Below are 23,163 nucleotides of genomic sequence, written 5' to 3' on the forward strand. Positions count from 1 at the left end.
ACGAAAAAATTATTCTTCGAGCATAGCCCCTATGAGATATGAAACTGCTATTGGCCATCAAGCTCAATTAGATTGGAAAGAAAATATGGAATTTGTTTTAAGTAACGGAGAAGTAATTAAAATTAATATCTTTGTGATTATACTATCTTACTCAAGATTTAGAGTATACAGACTATCTCTTAGCAAAGAACAGGATGTACTATTTTCCTTCTTAAATGAGGCATTTGAAACATTTGGAGGTGTTCCGAAGGAATTGCTAACTGATAATATGAAGACAGTTATGGATGTTGCAAGAACTAATAATTCTAAAGGTAAGGTAAATACTAGGTTTCAACAATTTGCAGATGATTATAATTTTAAAGTCAGACCATGTATTGCAGGAAGGCCTAATACAAAAGCTAAAGTAGAAGCTCCTATGAAGCTATTGGATGAAATCCGTGCATATAACGGAATGTTAGATTATAGTGAATTAAATCAATTAGTAACAAGACTAAATAATAGAATCAATAACACTTGTCATACTTCAACAGGAAAAATACCGATTTTACATCTAAAAAAAGAAAAAGATTTCTTATGTGCTCTACCTAGAACACAAATAAGAAACCTTTATACAATCAAATCGATATCTGTAACTGTAAATCCTCAAAGTATGATTAATTACAAATCAAAACAATACTCTGTCCCACCAGAGTATATTAACAAGAGACTAAAACTACAAATATACGATGATCAAATACATATTTATTATAACACAAATTTGATTACTATACATAAGATGAAAAATCAAATACTTAACTATCATCCTGATCATTATGTAGAAATTAGCTCTTTGACATTAAAAAAATCTATTGGTGAAATAAGAGAAATAGCAAAAAATAACTTACATATGATAGGAGAGGTATATAAAAATGACTAGTTCATACACACAGTTAATAAATAACCTAGAGTATTTGAAATTAAAGCAAATGATTACACACCTTGATGAAGTAATAAACTTTATAAATTCTAACAATCTATCCTTTATAGAGGGACTCAACAAGCTAACAACACATGAAATTGACTTTAAAGAAGCTAATATGATTCGTTCAATGGTAAAAGTAGGAGCTTTTCCTCATCAGAAAGAATTGAAGGATTTTGATTTTGAATTTCAACCAAGTATTAATAAACAACAAATTCTAGATTTTCAAACGCTTCGCTTCTTAGAACAAAAAGAAAATCTTGTATTTCTAGGTTCAAGTGGTGTTGGAAAGACTCACTTAGCAACTTCTATAGGGATTGCTGCCGCAAAGAAGAGATATAGTACCTATTTTATTAAGTGTCATGATTTACTACAGCAACTAAAAAAAGCGAAGCTTGAAAATAGACTAGATGCTAGACTTAAGCATTTTGCTAAATATAGATTGCTAATAGTTNATATGCTAATATGAAAACTATATCTATAATTATCAAATATTTGTTTAAATCTATGGTCTAAAAATTCATTTGCTTGTGATATCCAAAGTTTTTCTGGATAATCATCTTCTATATAATTTATTTGTGAAGAATTTTTATTTAAATCTAAATAAAATTGTACTTTTTTATTATTTTTAGGATGAACCGTAAGTTGATAATCCCCATCCCATATATATCTTGCCAAATCTACAGTAAATTCTTCTTGATATTTTTTCTCTAAATAGCCTTGTGCTTGTTCCTTAATTTTATCTTCATTCAAAAAAAACATAAAACAAAATACTTTGAATACAGCTAAAATTATTATCATCAAACTAAAAATTATTTTTTTCATTATTAGCACTACAACCTTTCATCGTTTATATTTTTATCCTTTATATAACAATGAGTTGCTATGATAGCATAAAATACGAAGACTATTTGCCGTCCTAGTTTATTTGAAAATTTATTCTCAAGTAATATTACAATAAAAGAATTATAACCAAAATTTTTATTACTTTTAATTTCTCTTACCTATCTACTAACAGTCCCAGGAACTAAGCTGTTTTTTCTAGCAACTAATACATTACTCCTTGTTTCTAAAGCTTCATTTACTATATTTTTTTAATTCTTCATAATAATATTTTTCCTTAAATTGAACTTACTCCTATAAAACTATGATACAAAATTCATTCAGATTTTTCCAAGATAATTAGGATGCTTATTAGGCAATAAGTTCTTATACTTATTAACAATAGTTCTAAATACTTATATATCTTCACGCTTTTTAGCAATAAAGTAAGCACATATTGAGATAATGCATGCAACTATATAAAACATGTAATTAATTTCTTTCTCTTTTTTTAAAAATAATACAACATTAGTATTTAAATCAACAACAAATTTATATCTTCCTTCTTTTTTTATATCAAAGGCTAAAATACTTTTCGTTTTAAGATATCTATGCTCTTTTCCTCTTATATATTCTCTTACTGAAACTTCATTCATTGAACCATCAAAAACTTTGAATTTTAAATCAGTCATCTTTATTTGAGGATATTCTACATACTTACCTTCATAATCACTTTTATACTCTTGGTACAATACATATGTACCTTCTTCAGATAGTTCTATTTCTGTTTCTGTAGGTGCTAAGAAATAGATAGGTTCGGGATTAGAAACTGTACTAAATACTAAAAAAACCAAAGTTATAAAGATACTTCTTATACAGTTAAAGACTTTATTTTTCCACAAAATGTAATCTCCCTTCTTATTTTTTTATTGCTTTGAACTCCAAAACTAAATAAAATTCATTCCTTAAGAATATATTGTAAAAAAAGTTATTCCAAATAAAGTATTTTTTTACGTTAGGGTTGATAATGTATTAATCCATAAAAAATCCATATGAACAATAGACATGGTAATAAACTTATTAAAGCTAGTATTATATATTTTTTTTCTTTTTTTTTGAAACTAATGACACAAAAAAATATAGTTGCTATTAGTCCTATGCAAAATAATAAAAAGAAATATAAAAGTCCTAATCCCAAACGTCATTCCTCCTTTTTATATTAGAGCCTTAACAGAAACTCCTTATTAGTTTCTGTTACTACTCGATAACATTATATTTAATATCCTCAAATTTCATAGACAATTACTCATTAAACTATTTTTCTCTATAGAATTATTCTATTCATTTCTTTTCCATCAACCCAAACCTATATAACTATATAATAATAGTGCTCTTACCGCTTTTAAATATATCTTTTATTTAACGCAAAAATCCCCGATATAAAAACTATAAACAGTTTCTTTTTATCAGGTCGGTTGCACCACTAACTCCATACGAACTAGGTGCCCAAATTTAATTCGTATATCATGATTTTCCTAAATATTAGCAATATTCTCTATAATTTAATGATTTTATAATATCATAAATTTAACCAGAATCCTACATCTTTTAACATTTGTATATTTTATTCTTATATCTAATTTCTATATATAAATCATATGTTAAATATTAAAATTCAACATATAGTTTATATTTTTTTACTATACCTTATTTCCATTTATAGGATATACCAGACGCTATATCCAATAGTCGACACGATAACTTTTTTATCCATAATATTTACTATGATAAAACATATATATGTATAATCTTTACAGTAAAATACAAAAAATATTGTTTTAATCGAGAGAACCTCCTAAGTTTAAAGATTACTTAATTTACATATTGGATATTTCATAATTTATATATTATAATATTTGTATTATATTTTAGAAAGTACATATATTTAACGACATCAGATTTCTCTAAATATATACTTGTTGGCTTTATAAATGAAGATATTTCTAGTTTAGCTGACTGTAATTACATAGGTCAAGTTTATGCAGCCCCTGGGATAATAAAGCATATAAAAAATACCAAAGATTATTTAAAAGATTGTGTAGTGTTTCTAGTGATAAAAAGGGAGAAAATTCTATTCAAAATGAATTAATTATAGCTGATACTCTAAGTGGTAATCACAATACTGAATTAATAACTTTGCAAAACCAATGTGTGAATTTAAAAACATTTCGTCATAATATAGAAAATTATATAATTAAAGAAATTGACGAAGAAGATTTTTAAAAGTTATAAAAGGCTTTATATTTGATTAGAATTGAATTATTTTTCGAAAATTACTTTTTATCATTTCAAATCAACACAAATAAAAACTAATTAAATTGGCTAAAAATCAAAAACGCTCAAAGTTAAGATGTAGTGTTTCCAGTAGGTTGAGAGGTTGAAAATGTCATTAAAAAAGTCATGTTATGGCAAAATTAAATTTGTAAATAAATCCTAAAAAGGATAAATATGTTATAATTAAAATATTAATTATTATATAATTATACAAAAGTGTTTTTATTTATAAATAGGTTTGCAAAGTGGGAGTGATTATATGAATAACAAAATAATGATTTTTACAGATGGTGGAAGTCGTGACAATGGATCAAACAATGCAAGAGCCTCTTTAGGATACAGAATGAAATATAAAAACCATGTTAAAAATGGATATTTACCTATTCCAAATGGAACTAATAATATGGCAGAAATTCAAGCTGTTACAGAAGGTTTAAAATGCTTAAAGAAATTTAATATTCCAGTTGAAATCTACAGTGATAGTGCATATACAGTAAACTGTTGTAGAGATAAATGGTACTCTAAGTGGCTTGTTAATGGATGGAATACATCTAAAAAAGAGCCTGTATTAAATCAAGATAGATGGAAAGATTTAATAGAGCAAATTCAAAAATTTGAAGACATTACATTCTATCACTTGTCAGGTCATGTAAAACTACATTTGCCTGCCCATGTGGATAAAGGATATGCTAAATTCTTAAAGAATAATCCTACTAAACAACATGTAACAAGAAATCAATATATTGATTTACAGTTGGAAAATCATAAATCCGACCTATTGACGAATATAGGTATGAATGAATTAGATGGAAGAGAATCTGAGAATGAAAAACTATGGAAGTTGATAAACTCTGATTTAAGAAAAATGCTGGATGAAGGCTTAATGAAACTTTAAATAAAGAAAGTTATAAATGAACCTGAATATATAGGTACTCATCCTAAAAAAGTTGATACGAGTATAGAGTTTATAAAAAAGATAAATGATAATATATTAGTAGCCACAGAACTCGACATAAAAGAAAATTATATATACGTAGCTTCTATGTATCCTATACATCAATCTAAAATTGATAACAGAGTTAATAGTGGAAGATTTAAAAAACTATGATGTTAACTTGAAAAAAAGCTACTTTTATATGTATAATTAATATATATAACAACATAAACTATTATTAATTAAATTTGAAGTTGGAAATAGCTCCCAACACGCTACTCAGGTAGTAATCAGAGATGCAGGATACGCCGCCCTGCCATCTTTTACATAATAAACCTTATCATTTATTACTGTAGTAGATTTATCAGAATTATACCCCTCTTGTATGTTCCATCTATATATAAGATTTGGATTTCCTATACTTTTTTCTTTATCTATACCTCCTTCTTTTGATGAAAGAAAAAAATTAGCTCCATTTGGAGGAGGTCCTTGATACATCTTAAGAGTACCATTTGAAGTATTTTTAAAATCAAGATAACCACTCTCTTCTACTGTAGCTTTCCCCTCATCATTTACCTTACAATATACATCTCGACCCATTACAGCTCCTCCAGAATGATAATAAAACCAGAGAGTTTTATCTGCTTTATAAAATGTCAAACTATTATTAAACCCATAGTTTGTATCTATTTCATAGGAATACACTAATTCTTTATTAGATATATTACTATCCTTAGCTCTATACACTTTATTTGTCTTATTTACAGTCTCTACAAAATAATAATAACCATCAAATACCGCAACATTATTTTCACCTGCATATTTAGGAAGATTTACTGTTTTTACCTGTGGGTTATTAGATTTTATTATAAGTCCTTTTGATTTATCCCAAACATATTCCCATCCAAATGTATCATGTGCAAATTTCCATGTGAGTGGAAAATATGTCATATCTTTATTAATATGTAAACAACTTGATATATATGAAAATGTTTTAGGATTCGTATTCGGAACTTTAGGCGGGATAATAATAGCTAAAAAGCTTTGGTGCAACGAAATATCAAATACTAACCAAGCTTATTCTTCCTTCTAATGTAGGAAATATTATAAATATAGTTAAGATTAATATAGGTATGTCTTTGGTTGGTGTTATAATTGGGGAGTTTTTAGTATCAAGATATGGAATAGGATATTTGATAGTTTACGGCGGTTAAGTATTTAAGCTAAACCTTGTTATGATGGGGGTATTTGTTCTTGCAATATGTGCTCTTTTGATGTATCAAATAGTTAATATAATTGAAAAAAGATATAAAGCTAAATAAGACTTAAGCCTATATCTAAAAATCACTTGTAATATTTAGATATAGGCTCATTTTTTAGTTCCTTATTTTATTAGCTTAAATATTTATTTTATGGCTTAAGCCACATCCCTATTAATTTTTATATTTTCAGCTGATTTATATGAAGAAAAGACTAGGCCACACATTATAATAGATAGTACTATATATAAAACCCATGCTCCATTATAACTTCCAAACTTATCATATATAATCCCTGATATAGGAGCTCCTAAAACTGCACCTAATGTTCCAAGTAAAGTTAATAATCCAAATATAGCTGCATAATCTTTCTTGCCAAATATATCACCTACTAAAAACGGTATTGAAACAGTTGCCATACCAGCTCCTATTGCAAATAAAACACCAAATGCTATTGCCACTATTTTAAATGATGCAAATATCATAGCTAAAGATCCTAATATAAATGAACTTGTTCCTATTAAGAAACCTTTCTTTCCACCAAGTTTATCAAATATAGAACCAAGTAAAACCTTAGCAACTATAACTGATAATAAATATATAGAACTTGCATTAGCTACAAATGAAGTATCATAACCTAAATCTAATAAATGTGATGGAAAATGTGTTACTATACCCAGGATAATTAAGTTTATTAAAAAGCAAGATAGTGCTATAGTCTTAAATGTAACACTCTTTTTTATATCCTTTAACATATACCCACTTACTTCTTCAGCGTTAATATTTCCTTGTATCTCTTTATAACCATAAGGTTTTTGATTTACTTCATCAGGAGATTTTTTCACTAGCACTAAAATAAGAGGTAATGTTAATACTAACGAAACTATACCTAAAACTAAATAAGCTTTATTCCATGTGTAATTATTTAGCATATATATTGTAACTTGAGTAAATAAAAATCCTCCTACTCCGCTCCCTGCAAATATTATTCCTGTAATTTGTCCTTTTTTTTCTATAAACCAGTTATTTATTAACATATTTATAGGTATTAAAGTGGAAAATGCTAATCCTATTCCTACTAATATAGATTCCACATACAATATATATATATTAGAAGCTAAAGAATATCCAACTAATCCACCACCTATCAATAAAGAACCTAGTGCCATTATTGATTTTATACCATATTTATTTATAGCCTTTGATACAAAAGGTGCACTTAGTGCAAATGCCAATGTAATTATAGCAGGTAATAAAGATACTTGTGATCTAGATGCATTTAATGAGTCTGATATCGGCTTTACAAATAAACCTGCACAGTTCATTACTATTGCATATGTTGTACTCATTAACATAAATCCTACAATCGCTATCTTCCATCCATAAAACTTATTTTGATTATTCTTCATTGTCTTTTCTCTCCCTCACTAGAATACTATTTTTCATTTTTCTCTAGCTATCATATTATATATATTATTTATGACTTGTGTAGCCATAATTATTGGGTCAATACAATCTTCAGGTGCAGACGCATGACCTCCAACTCCTTGATCAATCATAACCTTAGCTCCACAGTCATTCTCTTCTCCATTTTATGATATCGTTTTCAACACTTTCAATTTCTTCTCATAAGTTCATATCTGTCCCTCCATCGTAACTATTATTTAACTTTATTATAAGATTTTTGTTATTCTTTAAATAATCTTAATTTTATATAAGTTGTTATAATTTTTTTTTATAACAAAGCATATTTTTTATGATATAATATAAAAAAATCAAAATACTTATAGGAGTCTTTTATGAAATTAGAGCATGTACATTATATATTAGAAATTGTTAGATTAGGGTCAATAAACAAAGCTGCAAAATCATTATTAATGACTCAACCCAATTTGAGTTTTTCTATAAAGTCTTTAGAGAATGTAGTAGGTTTCAAAATATTTAATAGAACAAATAAAGGAATTGAATTAACTAGAAAAGGAGCTCAGTTTTTAGAGCATGCGAAATCTATAAAATCATCATTTGATGCTATAACCAATTTATCTGATAACAATAAAAATATTAGTGACACTATATTAAACCTATCTCTTTCATCCCAATATAATTCACAAGCATTCTATGCTTTAATGGATTTATATAAAAAAAATAATAATAACAATATAAACTTTAAAATAAAACAAACAAGTTTTTCAGAAATAGTAAATGATGTAAGTTCAGGATATTCAGATATAGGTTTTATATCTATTGATTCCTCTCAAAAAAAAACAATTAATAATGTATTAAATTTAAATGGATTAGAATTTGTTCATCTATCAAATACTAAATTGTATGCATGTATGTCAGAAAATCATCCTCTATCAAATAAAGATTGTGTCACACTTGATGAACTTACTAATTTTCCATTAGTAATTCTTAATTTTACTGTTAAAGAGTTTTTATATTCTTCTCTTCTATCCAAGATAAAGTTTGATGAATTTAAGCAAAAAATACAAGTAAATAATTATCATTCTTTGATGCTTACTTTGAATGAATTAAATGCTATATCTTTTAAAATGATTTTCTCTACTATGACTTCTACGTCTAACTTCTTTAGTCCTTTAAAAGGTACTTTTAAACAGATTGATATGGATGAAGATATTTATTTTGAGTTTGGATATATAAAACCTTCTAAAAGTAGCCTTTCCCCTATTGCCTTAGATTTTTTAGATATATTAGAATTATACATTAATGACTAGAAAATAAGCCACATTCAAAATATTTTGAGTGGGGCTTATTTTTTACATACTTATACCAAAACAATATTTTAATTTTAACTTTTTTGCTATTTAAATGACATTGAAGAAGCTATATCCATGGCAAACAAAATAGCCGTTCTCTCGAAACGCCCAGCAACAATAAAAACCATCCATGAAATAAATCTTACAGTAGAAGGAACCAAAACACCACTTTTGTCAAGAGAAGCTCCTGAATTTAAAGATTATTTCAATACTATATGGAAGGAGCTTGATATAGATGGAAAAGACAAACTACTCTAGTGAATACACAACTTATCTAAAATCAGTTAAATCAAATAAAAGAAAAATTATATTCTACCAAATATCAGTGCTTATACTATTTGTGCTAATCTGGGAAATGGCAGCTAACTTTAATCTTATAGATGTATTTTTAACTAGTAAGCCATCTGATATATTTAAATTATTCATAAAATATTCTTCAAATGGAGAAATATTTAAACATGTAGGAATATCTGTATACGAAACAGTTTTGGGATTTGTATTTGGAACTGTAGGAGGCATAATAATAGCTATAATCCTTTGGTGGGATGAAACTTTAGCTAAAATATTAGATCCATTTTTAGTTGTATTAAATGCGCTTCCAAAGACAGCTCTTGCTCCTATCCTTATAATATGGGCTGGAGCGGGAATTACTGGTATAGTAGTTATAGCTCTTACTATATCAATAGTAGTTACAATACTTTCAGCTTATAATTACTTTATAACCGTTGAAGAAGAAAAGATAAAAATGCTAAAGAGCTTTGGCGCAACTAAATATCAAATACTCACAAAGCTTATTCTTCCTTCTAATGTAGGAAATATAATAAATATAGTTAAGATCAATATAGGTATGTCCTGGGTTGGAGTTATAGTTGGAGAATTCTTGGTATCTCGATATGGTATAGGTTATTTGATTGTTTATGGTGGTCAGGTATTTAAGCTAGATCTTGTTATGATGGGTGTATTCGTTCTTGCTATATGTGCTCTTTTGATGTACCAAATAGTTAATATTATTGAGAAAAAATATAAAGCTAGATAAAACTTAATCCTATATCTAAAAATCACTTAATCATTTTTAGATATAGGATTATAATTTTCTGCTTTAATTGATTTTCTCTTCTTTATTTTATCAATAATCCATATAACAATAGGAAAAATCAGGTAGTTTCTAGTCTAATCATTGAAATATATAGTACTTCTAATAATTTTTACTTCTGTATTTGATTTATTAATAAGCTTTAATTCTTTAGATTCTTCATTTCTTTCAATATAATTTAGAATTAAGTCACCTTCTTGAAGTGTCTCTTGTGAATTCATATATATATCTATACCTCCACTGATTACATACAAAACATCCACTACGTAATCATAGCCCCTTTGATTATTCTCAAATATTATTTTTTTTGAGCTACACTCCTCAATGCATATATATTCTAAATCCCCTTCACATCCGTTCATCATCAGATTAAAATCTGTAACTCTTCCATAACTCTTTGTTTTCCAATCTCCACAGAAACTATCCTGTTCAAATTCTTTAAGCTTTACACTATAATGATTCTGATGTTCTAAAAGTAACTCTCCATCTAAAATCATTATTTTCCTTTTAATATTAGGTAGATGAGTAAATACAGATTCATCAACATCGACCCTTGCAGAACTCAACCTCCACTTAAAATTAAGTTTTTTATAATCAGAATCATATGGATATATACATAACTGTGTAGTAGTCCCTCCAGACCACTCACTTGTATTATGTTCGCTCTTTCTTATAATTTTAATATTTTTCTCCACCCTATATTCCCCTGCCTTTTTTTAATTGTTCATTAAATTCTTTCTTTAATAGTATTTATAGTTCTTGAAATGAAAGCATATACCCTTTGTATTTTCTATTAATTTGTTTGAATACTTGTTGTAGTAATTTTGCCATCTACTTTACTTAAATTCTTTATTTTTAAAGTGGGGTTACTAATACCGCATTCATTCAAAATATTTTTAAATACTTTAAATTCATTTCTCTTTATTACTACTTCAACTTTGTATCTTGCCTCTCCGTTATTACCTCCAGCAAGAAAATTATTAACAGTATAGCCTACCGCTCTAAGTTTTTCTGCTATTTCAATCATTTTATCTTTATTATTTAAGAATAAATCTACTTCTAAAATACCAAGTGCTAATCGTTCTTCAATTTTTGATCCGATAAAAACCCCTGCAGGTTTACCTAATGCATATGCTATAGTAAAATGCATTCCCTTTGAACTAGTCACTTTATTAACTACCATTGCAAAAATCATCGCATCTATAAATACCAAAAAATAAACTGGATTCATAATTTTTTTTGATATTAATATAGATTTTAGCGTTGCTAAAATATTGGTAAAAGACGTTATTAGAAATAATCCAATAAGTGAAATTATAACTTCTTTTGTCATCCTTACACCTCCTTTTTTACTTTTTTCTTAGCTTTCAGATAAAAAAACTAATAATATATTAGTGAATAATTAGTTATTTGATAAAATTTCATGGTTAAAAGCTTACTTGTTCATACTAAATATGTATATTCTGTGAAAATATTACAACACATAAGCAACCTAGCCTCTTATATGAAAAATCAAATAAATTTAATTATACAATTTTTTCATTTGAGTAATTTAAATAATTTATCTTGGAAATTCAATAATAGAATAAACGGGATTTAATGATTCGAATTTTTTAAGAATTCTTAACATAAAAAGAAATGAGTTTACATTATTGTTTTATGTTAAGACTAAAATGAAAAGTATCTTAATAATAACTTTTGAATTAACGATAAGTTTATTTTTAAAAATCATTTGTACTCCTACTCAGTTTCATCAGGTCAACAACCCAACTTTTCTATTATATCATTCATTTCACAAGAAATCAATATATAAATTAGTTAAATACAAAAAGACTTATAAATATGATCATATTTATAAGCCTTATTTTTACTATATACTATTTTTTACAACGATGTTCTACTTTCGCAGTATTCACATTTATATTCCTTATTTTCCTCATTTACTAATATAAATTCAACTTCATCTATATTCTCAACAGTAGTTATACATCTTGGATTTTTACATTTAAATATTCCCTTTACTGTCTTCGGAATCGAAAGCTTTATTTTTTCTTTTATTTTTTCATCTTCTATTACATTAACAGTTATATTTGGATCTATTATCCCAAGCACTGTAAAATCTATGTTTATTTCATTTTCAATTTTTATAATATCCTTTTTCTCCATTGCATTTGAGCTTACATTCTTAAGAAGTGCCACCGAATAATCTGCCTTATGAAGTCCTAATTGTTTGAATATCTTATATCCACATCCAGCCTTTATATGATCTATTACTATTCCTTTTCTTATACTATTTATATTAAGCATCTAAATCAACCCCCAATAACTTCATAATCAAAGCCATTCTAACAAACATACCATATCTAGCTTGTTCAAAATACACAGCTCTAGGATCGTCATCTACTTCAATTGATATTTCATTTACTCTTGGAAGTGGGTGTAGTATAAGCATATCTTCTTTTGCAGTTTTCAATTTGTCTTTTGTAAGTATATAACTGTCTTTAAGTCTTAGATATTCTTCTTCATTTATAAATCTTTCTCTTTGAACTCTAGTCATATAAAGTATATCAACCTTATCTATTACTTCTTCTAAGCTTGAAGTTTCATAGTAGTTTCCTTCTATTTCTTCTTTTATATAGTCTGGTATTTTAAGTTCAGATGGGGATATGAATACGAACTTTATGTTTTGATATCTTGCCATTGCCTTAACTAACGAGTGAACAGTACGACCAAACTTTAAATCTCCACAAAGTCCTATAGTAAGATTGTTTAAATCTCCTTTTAAAGATTTTATAGTAAGAAGATCTGTAAGGGTTTGAGTAGGATGTTGATGTCCTCCATCACCTGCATTGATTACAGGTATATTTGAATGTTTAGCTGCAAGATGTGCACTACCTTCTTTTGGATGTCTCATAGCTATTATATCAGCATAGCATCCAACAGTTCTTATAGTGTCAGCAAGTGATTCTCCCTTTGATACAGAAGATGATCCTGGCTCAGAAAAACCTACTAAACTTCCACCTAACCTAAGCATAGCAGCTTCAAAACTAAACCTAGTTCTAGTAGATGGCTCATAAAATAATGTAGATAATAACTTCCCTTTGCAAACATCAACGTATTTTTCTGGATTTTGAATTATTTTTTCACCAAGACTTAATACTGAATCTAACTCTTGTAGTGAAAAATCATTTGGTTGGATTAAATTTCTTCCTTTTAACATGATATTACCTCCTTTACAGCCTCTCTGGACTACTTTAAAAGATCTCTTGTATATTACAAAATGCCTCTCTATATAGAAAGGCATAATTACAGACATACTCATCTAAATACGCACTTAAATGCATATTTAAAATTTATCCATATTTACAACCTTCCTAGCCTCTCTGGACCAGTATTAAAGATTCGTTTTATTAATAAATATCGTACCATTATAAATATTGCATGTCAATATATTTTATAAGGTTATATTTGGATATTTTATTATTAATCTAAAACGAAAATTCATCTTTATTCTTTTATTTTAATCCAGCTGCTATTCTAACTTTTTCTTGATGATTCTCATCTACCAGTCCATCCTTATGTCTAGTACTATTTAAAAAATGTATATCAAAATGACCCTCAAAATTATTATCAGTTATATACTGTACACTATGTGGCATAAACGTCATTGATCCTGCTATTTTTCTTCCATCTACTTCTACTAAAATAGCTCTAGTATTCCACGAATATCCTCCCCAAACTTGTTTTGCTATAGCAGTATCATTACTTGTCAAAGGTTCACAATCAGCATGATTTGCTCCTATAGTTCTTTTTACCATAAAAGTTTTTCCTGTTTCTACATCTGTAATCTTAGCTATATCGTTAATTGCCATTAAATACAGTGCCTCACTCCACCAATCGAGATATTCTCCATACTGACTTCCCATAGTTTCTTTTACAGGTATGTTGTGAACTGGGACCCTCAATTCTTGTCCTATGCTAAGCTGACTGCTTGTCGTTAGATTATTTGCATCTAGCAGTTCCTGCATCGGAATTCCATAGTCAATGCTTATACTCCAAGTATTCTCTCCAGCTTGAACCTTATGAGTCTCATATGTTATGGTCGGTTCTTTAGGTTCTACTTTCCCTTTAAGATAAATTGTTTGACCCTCATATATTGTATTTGAAGATAGATTATTTATACTTTTTAAAGAATCCACTGATACATTAAACATTTGAGATATTTTCCATAAGGTATCTCCTTTTCTCACTATGTACTTTGTGGTATCAACACTTTTATTATCTTGATTTATTATTAGTTTTTGTCCTATATATAGATTGTCAGAAGTTAGATTGTTGTCTTTTTTTATTTTATCAACAGTTGTATTATAAGTTTGAGATAATTTATATAGTGTATCTCCTGATTTGACTACATAAACATTATTAGATACTATCTTCAAGTTTTGATCGATATATATAGTATCACTAGTTAAATTATTTACGGATTTTATTTCATTAATAGATACGTTAAATTTATTAGAAATAGACCATAAGCTATCTCCACTTTGAACCTTATAATCTATAAAAGAACTTTGATTTATACCAGATTCATTAGTAGCTGCAAATGCTTGTGTATTTGGAATACTAAATGATGTAACCAACATAGATCCTAACATAACTTTACATATAGCTATTTTAAGATTAGGAAACTGAGTTTTTATATATTCCTGTACCTGATCTATAAATTTAGCATTGTTGTTTTCTTTTATTTTATCTAGTTCATATGCAAATTCTGTATTAATATTATTTAAGTATATTACTAATAAATACTCTCCATTTTCCTGTTTCAATTTATAGTTTTTAATAAATTCTATTTTAATCACCCCTATATATAATAATATTTTTATTATTATCAATTTTGTATGCTTTATGCACAACTCAAGTTATATCCTTGCAAGTCTATATTATTATTTGCTATACTACACATAATAATATACAAGGAGAGTTTAATATTATGAGAAAAGCTACTTTAAATGATTTAAATACTGTTATGAATATAATAAAAGAAACTGTAAAAGATATGAATTCATCTGGCAACTATCAGTGGGATAATAATTATCCTAATAAAAATACCTTTGAAAATGATATAAATAACAACACTTTATATATAAAAGAAATTGACGGAGATATAGCTGGATTTATATGTATTGACTATAACGAAGCTAAAGAATACGATGAACTCAACTGGTCTTCAAATCAAAAATCAGCTGTTATTCATAGAATGGCTGTTAATCCTAATTTCAGAAGAAGAGGAATAGGTACTAAGTTGATAGACTTTGCAAAAAAAATATCTATAGATAAAAACATAAACCATATAAAAACTGATACTCATTCTTCAAACGATAAAATGGATAATTTATTTAGAAAATGCGGGTTTAATCCAGTAGGAGAAGTTAAATTTGCAGGAAAAGAAGATACTTTTATATGTTATGAAATTGTACTAAAATAGCCTTTACTATAAAAACTTTTTTAATTAAATGTATTCAATCCCTGAAAATTCAAACTTTAAAATAGAGATTATTAAAATGTTAGCGAATGATTTAAAGATTTCTATATAAAACTTGTATTACGTTGTTTGAATATCCGTTAAGAAAGTTCGTTGTCTGACCAACGGGAGTTTAGAACTTTTAGGATATTTAATAAGACGTAATGCTTAGTTTTATTTGAAATAGTTAACACATAAGCTGTATTTTAATAATCTCTATTTTTTGCCGACAATCCAATTTTAATAATTAATCTTAAATTTCCATTATTATAGGTATTACATAAGGTCTTCTCTTTGTTTTTTCGTATAAATATCTCTCTATTGATTTTTTCATATTTCTTTTAAGTGTATACCACTCTGTTATATTGTTTTCTAAGCATCTATCAAGTTCTTTTTTTGCAATTTCTTTGACAGAGTTTATTAATTCCTCGGACTCTTTAACATATATGAATCCCCTACTTATTATATCTGGTCCTGCTATTACACTGTGAGTCTCTTTCTCTATTGTAACAACTATATTCATCATTCCATCTTGAGCCAAATTTCTTCTATCCCTAAGAACTATATTACCTACATCTCCAACTCCTAGACCATCTACGAATACACTTCCAGTTCTAACCTTGGCACCTTTTTCTGCTTTATCTTTTGATAGTTTCAAAACATCTCCAGTTTCTAATGTAAATATATTCTCTCTGTTCATTCCAAGTTTATTCGCAAGATTTGCATGATGCTTTAAATGTCTGTACTCTCCATGAACAGGCATAAAATACTTAGGTGTAGTCAAAGAATGCATAAGTTTTAATTCTTCTTGGAACGCATGTCCAGATACATGAACATCTTCTAAGTCCTTGTATATAACTTCTACATTTTTTCTATATAATTCATTTATAACTTTAGATACAAGCTTATCATTACCTGGTATCGGAGATGCCGATATTATAAATAAATCATTTGGCTTTATCTTTATCTGTCTGTGATTATCAAAAGCTATTCTAGTAAGAGCTGCCATTGGTTCTCCTTGACTTCCAGTTGTTATTATAGTTATATTCTCATCTTCATAATCATCTATCTCATCTACCTCTATTATATATTCATCAGGTATATGAAGGTATCCCAGTTCTCTTGAAACCTGAGATATATTGACCATACTTCTTCCACTAAATACTACTTTTCTATTGTATCTTATAGATGCATTTATTATTTGCTGCATTCTATGTATATTAGAAGCAAATGTAGCGACTATAACTCTTCCCCTTGCTTTACTAAATACTCTAGTTAATGTCTCTCCTATTGATTTTTCTGATAATGTATGACCTTTTCTCTCTACATTAGTACTATCTGCCATAAGAAGAAGTATACCTTCACTTCCAAGTTCTGCAATCCTTTTTAGATCCATAGGAAGATAATCTATAGGTGTATAATCTATCTTAAAATCACCTGTATGAAGTATAGTTCCAACAGGTGTATGAATAGCTATACTACAAGAGTCTGCTATACTATGAGTAACTCTTATAAATTCCATTTTAAAATGATTTAGCTTCACTATATCTGAAGCATTAACCGGATTAAGAATGCAGCTTGACAGCAGATTGTGTTCTTTAAGTTTGTTCTCTATTATTCCAAGCGTCAACTTTGTTCCGTAAAGCGGAACATTAATCTGTTTTAGTATATACGGTATAGCTCCTATGTGATCTTCATGTCCGTGAGTTATAAATATGCCCTTTACCTTATCTTGATTTTTTAACAAGTAGCTTATATCTGGTATTATCATATCCACACCATACATGTCCTCATCAGGAAAAGCTATACCACAGTCTACAACTACAATCTCATCTTCATATTCAAATGCAGTAATATTTTTACCAATCTCTCCAAGTCCTCCTAAAGGAATTACTTTTACACAATTTTCATTTTCCATTTCTTATCCTCCTTTTTAAATTACTTAATAGTATAAGTTTTCCTTATTAGAAAATCTTTATTCAAAAATATATATACTTATAGTACAATGATATCTATACACTAAAGGAGTGATTATATTGGAAAAACTTTTTTATGAAGATCAATACCAAAAATCTTTTACTGCAAATACATTAGACGTAATTGAGAAAGAAGGTAAATTTCATATAGAGCTAGACAAAACTTGCTTTTATCCAGAAGGAGGGGGGCAACCTAGTGATACAGGATTTATAGAAGATGTTAAGATAACTTATGTATATGAAGAAAATAATCATATATATCATGTTGCCGATAAAAAGCCTAATAAAAAAAACAAGGTCAAATGTTCAATAGATTGGGATAGAAGATTTGACCATATGCAGCAGCATTTAGGACAACATATTCTATCAGCTTCTTTTGTAAAATTATTTGGTGCACCTACTGTTGGATTTCATTTGGGAAAAAGCCATTGTACGGTAGATATTCAAAAGTTTCTTGATAAGTCTGAAATAGAAAAAGTCGAAAAACTTTCAAACGATATAATACTTCAAAATATATCTTTAGAATTTTTATACCCGACTAGATCAGAGCTTAAAAAAATGAATATAAGAAAGATGCCATCAACGGTAGATGCCCCAATAAGAATAGTTAAGATTGATGATATTGATGTCAATGCCTGCTGTGGAATTCACCCAAGTTCTACTATTGAGGTCCAAGTTATAAAGATAACTAAATGGGAAAAATACAAGGATTGCACAAGAATAGAGTTTTTATGTGGAAATCGTGCTGTAAAAGATTATTTTAATAAAAGTGAGTTTACATCTACAGTATGCTCAAGCTTGACTTGCGATACAGAAGCTGCTTTAATTCAAATAGAAAAACTAACTAAAGAATTAAAAAAAGCTTTATCTGAAAATAATAAATTAAAGTCTAAAATAGCAGATTATGAAATAGAAGATATGCTTAGAAACTGTGAAGACACTAAAGGAATGAAGATTATAAAGAAGATTTACGATAATGAAAGTGTGAAAACTGTAAACCTTATCGGCGCCAAACTTACTTCCTTTGATAATGTCGTAGCTTTACTTGGAGTTAAATCTGAGGATAAGTCTAACCTATTATTTATGAAGTCTAAGAATATAAAAAACTGTAATATGAATGAATTATTAAAGGATGCTATTACACTTATCGACGGTAGAGGTGGAGGAAATGAATTTTCTGCTCAAGGTGGTGGAAAGCAAGGTAATAATATAGAGTCAGCTCTTGATTATGCTTATATGAAGATTGTGAATTCATAGGAAATATCTATATTGTGTTGAATATTTCCAAATAAAATAACCTCAATTTCGTATAAACGAAATCGAGATTATTTCTTTGATATGTGGGTTATCCAAAACTAACTATGGAAATACCGTGAATACAACGATATTTCCATAGTCATATCTTTAGTTTTTAATCTTACCATAATTTCTAATATCCGTATCATAAGATTTGAGACTTCCATCATATCCATCAAATACTGCTGCATATATTATATCATTTTCTCTTATATGAACCTCGTACTCGACTTTTCCTTTTTGATTTACGATAGTTATAATATCTAGTATTTCCCCATCTATTTTATTTTCAATATCTTTTTTAGTTATAGATGGAGGAATTATATCTTTATTAGAATTTCCTAGATAAAAATCAGTTATCACTTTATTTCTATTAATAGTTATAGATATCTTACATCCTTCAAAATATTTGCCATCATTCTTTTGTATATATCTATAGGTTATTGCATCTATATCATTTGCTACTTCTGATGCTTCGTCATATCTTATTTCTTTATCATACAAATGAACTTTATCCCTAAATTTATATACTGTATTTTGAGCTGCTTTGTCTAGTTCCTGCTCATTATATACTTTATTATTTTGATTTGTTATATACCTAGCAGCATATACTTTAACATCTTTAATATATCTATCATACATTAATTTATATTCAGTTTCATCATCATATATATTATCCTCCAGATAATTATCTTTATTATGAGTTTTAAATATATACTCGTTTATATTCTCATCTTTATTATTGTAATTAAGGGCAGCCTCTGATACAACCTTTGAAAACACATCTTCACAATAAGTCTTTATTTGTTCAAAATCATCTTCTATATTTTCAACAACTTTATTTTTTGATCTATAATCTATAATAATCTTATACTTCTCTTGATTTAAAATCTCATCTGCTTTTTTAGAAAATTCACTTTGAGTTTTAATTATTTTCTTCTCTATTTTCTTCTGATATTCATAATCAAAAGTATCTTCATCATATAGCTTTCCCATTATTTTTTTACATTCTTTTAAAAGTTCGTTATTATAATCTTTAAGTGTTGTCAAATACTCTCTTTCTTTATCATTTATATTATTATCTCTTAGTATAACTTCTATATTCTCATTTACATCTAAATATACATCTTCATAATCATCCATATAAAATTTACCCTTTATTTTTTCCACCATGTAGTTACACCTTGAATAACTCTTAATTACACCTCTAGATATAAATTCTTTGTTATTGTAATCGTCCTTAACTGTTAAAACACTAGATATATTTTTATTTAAACCTTGAAGTTCTTCTTTAAAATATTCTAAATTATGATACACATTTTCATTAACAGCATTTTTCATATCGAAATATTTATTAGAACAATAAATTGAAAGTAATACCATTAAATCTATTATAATTATACATATTTTTTTCTTACTCAACTTCATACGATAATCCCCCTTGTAGTTTTAGTAAACTTGTGAGTTATCAAAAAACTATCTATGAAAATACCGCGAATACAACGATATTTTGAATACAACTAAGCCTTTATCTTATTAATAATCCTAAAATTTATGAACTCACTACGCTCAAACACATAAATTTCTTAACGGATTATTAAACGATAAAAACTAAGTCGTATTAGTCAAAATATCTAAAAGCATTCACTAACATTTCCATAGAAAGTTTTAAATATAGTATTCTATATTAGTAAGATTAAATCTTATCCCACCTTATTCTAAGCTCATTTTCAATAAATACCTTTCTCCTTTACCTAAAATCTAATATGTATTAATTAAATTACAATATTTATCTATATTTTTAAGCTCCAAATAATATGAATTTATATTAACCTAAATCTTTTATTAAGTATATACCTTTAAAAAGTCTTTTATATATTATAATCATACTTCTCTAAATCCAATTAATCTTAAATATTCATATGTTCTATCATAATAATCTTTTTTTCTTGTAACATCTTTTTCATCACCTTCTGGAACAAATATTATCATCCCTTGTCTTGCTCTTGTAAGAAGTACTCTATATGTATTTTTTAAATATACTTTTTTAGATTCATCGTTAATATTTTGCCAAGTAGTTCCTCTAAAATTTTTATATTCCCAATCATTCACTTTATATCTTAAATTAGCGTCCCAAGCAACACACGTCCAATCAAGTTCAAGACCTTGAACATCAAACTCAGTAGCAACATCTTCAAGAAAATAAGAAGATCTTACATCTATTTTATCATTAAGAAACCACATTCTAGCATCAACTTTATATTGAACATTTATTCCAAATTTTTTAAGTCTTTGAGCTCCTGAACTAGTTATAATACCATATCTTTCGCTACCCCTAGCCTTGTTTTTTAACCAATCTTTAGCTTTATTAATATCTCTAGTTATATTTATTGGATAATCATCTCCAATCAGTTTTTTTATCTTCTTTGTTTTATCAATATCACAATCAAGTAAAGATTTAATTAAAATTGATACATTTTCACTCCTAAAAGATCTAACCGAAGTAGCCAAATGTAAGTTATCTTCGAAGGTATAATTAAGATTCCTAACATAATCACGAATATCTTTATCTCCAACATACTCACTATCTTTAATTTTACTTGATATATATACATCCCACCCAAGAAATTGCCTAAGAGCATTAAACCACTCAATAAGACCAGCTTCGCCAACATTAATTTCTTGGCCACCACCAATAAGACATACAATCACACTCCAATCTTCATGTCTATCCATCACACCTATTAAAAATTCCGGTTCAGACATATTGAAATCAATAACGCCCTTTTTCCTTTTCATAAAGTTTGAAGTCTGATGTTTATTCCATGCTCTTTGAGCTTCATCAAATATTGCAACCTTCTCGATTGGAGCTTTTGTATTTTTAAGTGCATCATCTCGGAAATGATGAATAATTTGTATAAACGATTTTGCTTTTCTTATGGCCTCCATTTTCTTAATTTCACCATTAGAACTTTTGACTTCATCTCTTGCTAATGCTTCTTGAAGTACGTCAACCAAAGGTGCATTGCCTGATAAGAATACTGCATGTTCTTCCTCATTGTATTTTTGTCTAGAAGAAGCTATATTTAGTCCTGCAAGTGTTTTACCAGCACCAGGAACACCCGTAATAAAACAAATTGACTTTCTTTTATTTTCTTTACTATAATCAATTATCTTATTTATGCCTTCCGTAGTAATACTTAAATTAATTGCTCCTGAATCAGATCGAGAAATTTCTTTAACATTATGTCCTCTATATAATGCTTGCGCAGCCTCAACTATAGTAGGGGTCGGTTTATATCTTGCTTCCTCCCATTCTGCTGGTTCAATATTACTATCACAATATTTTTTCGATATTCTATAAATTATGTCACTCAAATTGTCAGCATTGCAATATAACGGATAAATAAGTTTATCCTGATAGCACCCAATTTTATTACTTCTGATTTTTCCATTTGTTGCAACTAAAATCGGAGCTAAATACCTATCATGACTAGCTTCGTGAAAATTTTTCAAGTCTAATCCATAATCAAAGGCTTGATCTATATTATGTTTAAAATATTCTGTTTCTCCAACTTTAAATTCTAGTATAAATATAACCCCCTTATATATAAAAATATTATCTACTCTTTTTCCCATTCTAGGAATTGTATATTCAAAAATAATATGACCACTTTTAAAACTAGCTAACGACTTTTTTAATATATTTATCTGTTCAATCCATGCATTTTTCTGAGTATCCTCAAGTACAAACTCATTATTTTTCGTGATAGTTCCTAGTATTTCATCATTACTTTGATTAAAAAATGTTTTTAAAGAATTAGAATAATATGATCTATTTATCATTTTTCCCTCCATTATTATAATGTTATACTGTTTATCATAATCACTATAGAATTCTATATGTAAATATTATACATGAATTAATGTATAATATTGTTAGAACATTTTATTTTTTCCATTTAGTTTTGCTACCGTTTCAACTATATCATCCACATAAACTAAAAATGAGAGATATTAAAATGTTAGCTACCTAAATTTCGTACAAATGTAATTATTTATTCACTATAAAATACCAATTGATAAAATCTCTAATTTGGAAAAATTATAGCTCTTAATCCCAAAACAAATGACATTAAAATACCGCTAATGTTGTTTTCAAAAAAGACAAAAAGAAACAAAGGTAATTA

19 protein-coding genes, 2 pseudogenes and 1 riboswitch are annotated in these 23,163 nt (G+C 27.5%); of the genes and pseudogenes, 10 read left to right on the top strand and 11 right to left on the bottom strand.

All coding sequences use genetic code 11. The features are described from left to right. Both istA and WJW32_RS04250 read left to right on the top strand, forming a co-directional pair. Window positions 1–906 (top strand): annotated as a pseudogene (istA, locus tag WJW32_RS04245) (IS21 family transposase); the annotation flags it as partial. A 2-nt stretch (window positions 907–908) separates the two neighbouring features. Further along, window positions 909–1,427 carry an ATP-binding protein gene (locus WJW32_RS04250; protein WP_340255474.1) on the top strand — a complete coding sequence of 173 codons (519 nt, stop codon included), beginning with the start codon at window positions 909–911 and terminating at the stop codon, window positions 1,425–1,427. A 769-nt stretch (window positions 1,428–2,196) separates the two neighbouring features. Here the strand turns inward: WJW32_RS04250 and WJW32_RS04255 are convergent. After that, complete coding sequence (locus WJW32_RS04255) at window positions 2,197–2,682, bottom strand: hypothetical protein (RefSeq protein WP_340255477.1); 486 nt, start codon at window positions 2,680–2,682, stop codon at window positions 2,197–2,199. Window positions 2,683–3,240: 558 nt separating this feature from the next. After that, a riboswitch (cyclic di-GMP riboswitch) is annotated at window positions 3,241–3,325 on the bottom strand. Between the two features lie 1,048 nt (window positions 3,326–4,373). Between WJW32_RS04255 and WJW32_RS04260 the strand changes: the two genes are divergently transcribed. After that, the gene (locus WJW32_RS04260; RefSeq protein WP_340255480.1) at window positions 4,374–5,009 is read left to right on the top strand and encodes an RNase H family protein; all 636 of its coding nucleotides are present in this window, start codon (window positions 4,374–4,376) and stop codon (window positions 5,007–5,009) included. 12 nt (window positions 5,010–5,021) lie between these two features. Continuing rightward, a complete protein-coding gene (locus WJW32_RS04265) occupies window positions 5,022–5,222 on the top strand; it encodes a PBECR3 domain-containing polyvalent protein (RefSeq protein ID WP_340255527.1) in 201 nt (66 codons plus the stop codon). A gap of 105 nt (window positions 5,223–5,327) precedes the next feature. Here WJW32_RS04265 and WJW32_RS04270 read toward each other — a convergent pair whose 3' ends face one another. Next, window positions 5,328–5,999 carry a hypothetical protein gene (locus WJW32_RS04270; RefSeq protein ID WP_340255483.1) on the bottom strand — a complete coding sequence of 224 codons (672 nt, stop codon included), beginning with the start codon at window positions 5,997–5,999 and terminating at the stop codon, window positions 5,328–5,330. 98 nt (window positions 6,000–6,097) lie between these two features. On the opposite strand from WJW32_RS04270, the pseudogene WJW32_RS04275 reads away from it, so the two are divergent. Then, window positions 6,098–6,262 (top strand): annotated as a pseudogene (locus tag WJW32_RS04275) (ABC transporter permease); the annotation flags it as partial. A gap of 203 nt (window positions 6,263–6,465) precedes the next feature. On the opposite strand, the gene WJW32_RS04280 reads toward WJW32_RS04275, so the two are convergent. After that, on the bottom strand, window positions 6,466–7,716 hold the full coding sequence (locus WJW32_RS04280; RefSeq protein ID WP_340255486.1) for an MFS transporter: 1,251 nt from the start codon (window positions 7,714–7,716) through the stop codon (window positions 6,466–6,468). 390 nt (window positions 7,717–8,106) lie between these two features. On the opposite strand from WJW32_RS04280, the gene WJW32_RS04285 reads away from it, so the two are divergent. The 3 genes from WJW32_RS04285 (at window position 8,107) to WJW32_RS04295 (ending at window position 10,120) form a co-directional block, all read left to right on the top strand. Next, complete coding sequence (locus tag WJW32_RS04285; RefSeq protein WP_340255489.1) at window positions 8,107–9,042, top strand: LysR family transcriptional regulator; 936 nt, start codon at window positions 8,107–8,109, stop codon at window positions 9,040–9,042. Window positions 9,043–9,159: 117 nt separating this feature from the next. Then, a complete protein-coding gene (locus WJW32_RS04290; protein ID WP_340255492.1) occupies window positions 9,160–9,342 on the top strand; it encodes a hypothetical protein in 183 nt (60 codons plus the stop codon). Then, window positions 9,320–10,120 (top strand): ABC transporter permease, encoded by an 801-nt coding sequence (locus WJW32_RS04295; protein WP_340255495.1) that lies wholly within the window; start codon window positions 9,320–9,322, stop codon window positions 10,118–10,120. The genes WJW32_RS04290 and WJW32_RS04295 overlap by 23 nt, the downstream gene beginning before the upstream one ends. Window positions 10,121–10,254: 134 nt before the next feature. Here WJW32_RS04295 and WJW32_RS04300 read toward each other — a convergent pair whose 3' ends face one another. The 5 genes from WJW32_RS04300 to WJW32_RS04320 form a co-directional block, all read right to left on the bottom strand. Continuing rightward, complete coding sequence (locus WJW32_RS04300; RefSeq protein ID WP_340255498.1) at window positions 10,255–10,872, bottom strand: HutD family protein; 618 nt, start codon at window positions 10,870–10,872, stop codon at window positions 10,255–10,257. A gap of 98 nt (window positions 10,873–10,970) precedes the next feature. Further along, window positions 10,971–11,510, bottom strand: coding sequence for a DUF5698 domain-containing protein (locus tag WJW32_RS04305; RefSeq protein ID WP_340255501.1), 540 nt, complete (start codon window positions 11,508–11,510; stop codon window positions 10,971–10,973). Window positions 11,511–12,061: 551 nt separating this feature from the next. Further along, entirely contained in the window at window positions 12,062–12,484 is a 423-nt protein-coding gene (locus WJW32_RS04310) for an aspartate carbamoyltransferase regulatory subunit (RefSeq protein ID WP_340255504.1), read from the bottom strand. Next, window positions 12,477–13,397 carry an aspartate carbamoyltransferase gene (gene pyrB, locus WJW32_RS04315; protein WP_340255507.1) on the bottom strand — a complete coding sequence of 307 codons (921 nt, stop codon included), beginning with the start codon at window positions 13,395–13,397 and terminating at the stop codon, window positions 12,477–12,479. Before pyrB ends, WJW32_RS04310 begins: the two co-directional genes overlap by 8 nt. 295 nt (window positions 13,398–13,692) lie before the next feature. Further along, on the bottom strand, window positions 13,693–15,093 hold the full coding sequence (locus WJW32_RS04320) for a LysM peptidoglycan-binding domain-containing protein (protein WP_340255510.1): 1,401 nt from the start codon (window positions 15,091–15,093) through the stop codon (window positions 13,693–13,695). Between the two features lie 77 nt (window positions 15,094–15,170). Between WJW32_RS04320 and WJW32_RS04325 the strand changes: the two genes are divergently transcribed. After that, a complete protein-coding gene (locus WJW32_RS04325) occupies window positions 15,171–15,665 on the top strand; it encodes a GNAT family N-acetyltransferase (protein WP_340255513.1) in 495 nt (164 codons plus the stop codon). A gap of 289 nt (window positions 15,666–15,954) precedes the next feature. Here the strand turns inward: WJW32_RS04325 and WJW32_RS04330 are convergent, their stop codons facing one another. After that, window positions 15,955–17,619, bottom strand: coding sequence for a ribonuclease J (locus WJW32_RS04330; RefSeq protein WP_340255515.1), 1,665 nt, complete (start codon window positions 17,617–17,619; stop codon window positions 15,955–15,957). Window positions 17,620–17,728: 109 nt separating this feature from the next. Between WJW32_RS04330 and WJW32_RS04335 the strand changes: the two genes are divergently transcribed. Beyond that, on the top strand, window positions 17,729–18,934 hold the full coding sequence (locus WJW32_RS04335; protein WP_340255518.1) for an alanyl-tRNA editing protein: 1,206 nt from the start codon (window positions 17,729–17,731) through the stop codon (window positions 18,932–18,934). A gap of 147 nt (window positions 18,935–19,081) precedes the next feature. Here WJW32_RS04335 and WJW32_RS04340 read toward each other — a convergent pair whose 3' ends face one another. After that, complete coding sequence (locus tag WJW32_RS04340) at window positions 19,082–20,401, bottom strand: hypothetical protein (protein ID WP_340255521.1); 1,320 nt, start codon at window positions 20,399–20,401, stop codon at window positions 19,082–19,084. A gap of 456 nt (window positions 20,402–20,857) precedes the next feature. Further along, on the bottom strand, window positions 20,858–22,819 hold the full coding sequence (locus WJW32_RS04345; RefSeq protein ID WP_340255524.1) for a DUF2075 domain-containing protein: 1,962 nt from the start codon (window positions 22,817–22,819) through the stop codon (window positions 20,858–20,860). Window positions 22,820–23,163 lie beyond the last annotated feature (344 nt).

The organism is Tepidibacter sp. Z1-5 (genome assembly GCF_037844525.1).
In the GTDB taxonomy this organism is placed as follows: Bacteria; Bacillota; Clostridia; order Peptostreptococcales; family Peptostreptococcaceae; genus Tepidibacter_A.

Excerpts from the sequence above, each read along its gene's own strand:
- WJW32_RS04260 (WP_340255480.1), top strand. The coding sequence starts at position 4,374 with ATGAATAACAAAATAATGATTTTTACAGATGGTGGAAGTCGTGACAAT.
- WJW32_RS04270 (WP_340255483.1), bottom strand. The coding sequence starts at position 5,999 with ATGACATATTTTCCACTCACATGGAAATTTGCACATGATACATTTGGA.
- WJW32_RS04280 (WP_340255486.1), bottom strand. The coding sequence starts at position 7,716 with ATGAAGAATAATCAAAATAAGTTTTATGGATGGAAGATAGCGATTGTA.
- WJW32_RS04285 (WP_340255489.1), top strand. The coding sequence starts at position 8,107 with ATGAAATTAGAGCATGTACATTATATATTAGAAATTGTTAGATTAGGG.
- WJW32_RS04290 (WP_340255492.1), top strand. The coding sequence starts at position 9,160 with ATGGCAAACAAAATAGCCGTTCTCTCGAAACGCCCAGCAACAATAAAA.
- WJW32_RS04295 (WP_340255495.1), top strand. The coding sequence starts at position 9,320 with ATGGAAAAGACAAACTACTCTAGTGAATACACAACTTATCTAAAATCA.
- WJW32_RS04305 (WP_340255501.1), bottom strand. The coding sequence starts at position 11,510 with ATGACAAAAGAAGTTATAATTTCACTTATTGGATTATTTCTAATAACG.
- WJW32_RS04310 (WP_340255504.1), bottom strand. The coding sequence starts at position 12,484 with ATGCTTAATATAAATAGTATAAGAAAAGGAATAGTAATAGATCATATA.
- pyrB (WP_340255507.1), bottom strand. The coding sequence starts at position 13,397 with ATGTTAAAAGGAAGAAATTTAATCCAACCAAATGATTTTTCACTACAA.
- WJW32_RS04325 (WP_340255513.1), top strand. The coding sequence starts at position 15,171 with ATGAGAAAAGCTACTTTAAATGATTTAAATACTGTTATGAATATAATA.
- WJW32_RS04330 (WP_340255515.1), bottom strand. The coding sequence starts at position 17,619 with ATGGAAAATGAAAATTGTGTAAAAGTAATTCCTTTAGGAGGACTTGGA.
- WJW32_RS04340 (WP_340255521.1), bottom strand. The coding sequence starts at position 20,401 with ATGAAGTTGAGTAAGAAAAAAATATGTATAATTATAATAGATTTAATG.
- WJW32_RS04345 (WP_340255524.1), bottom strand. The coding sequence starts at position 22,819 with ATGATAAATAGATCATATTATTCTAATTCTTTAAAAACATTTTTTAAT.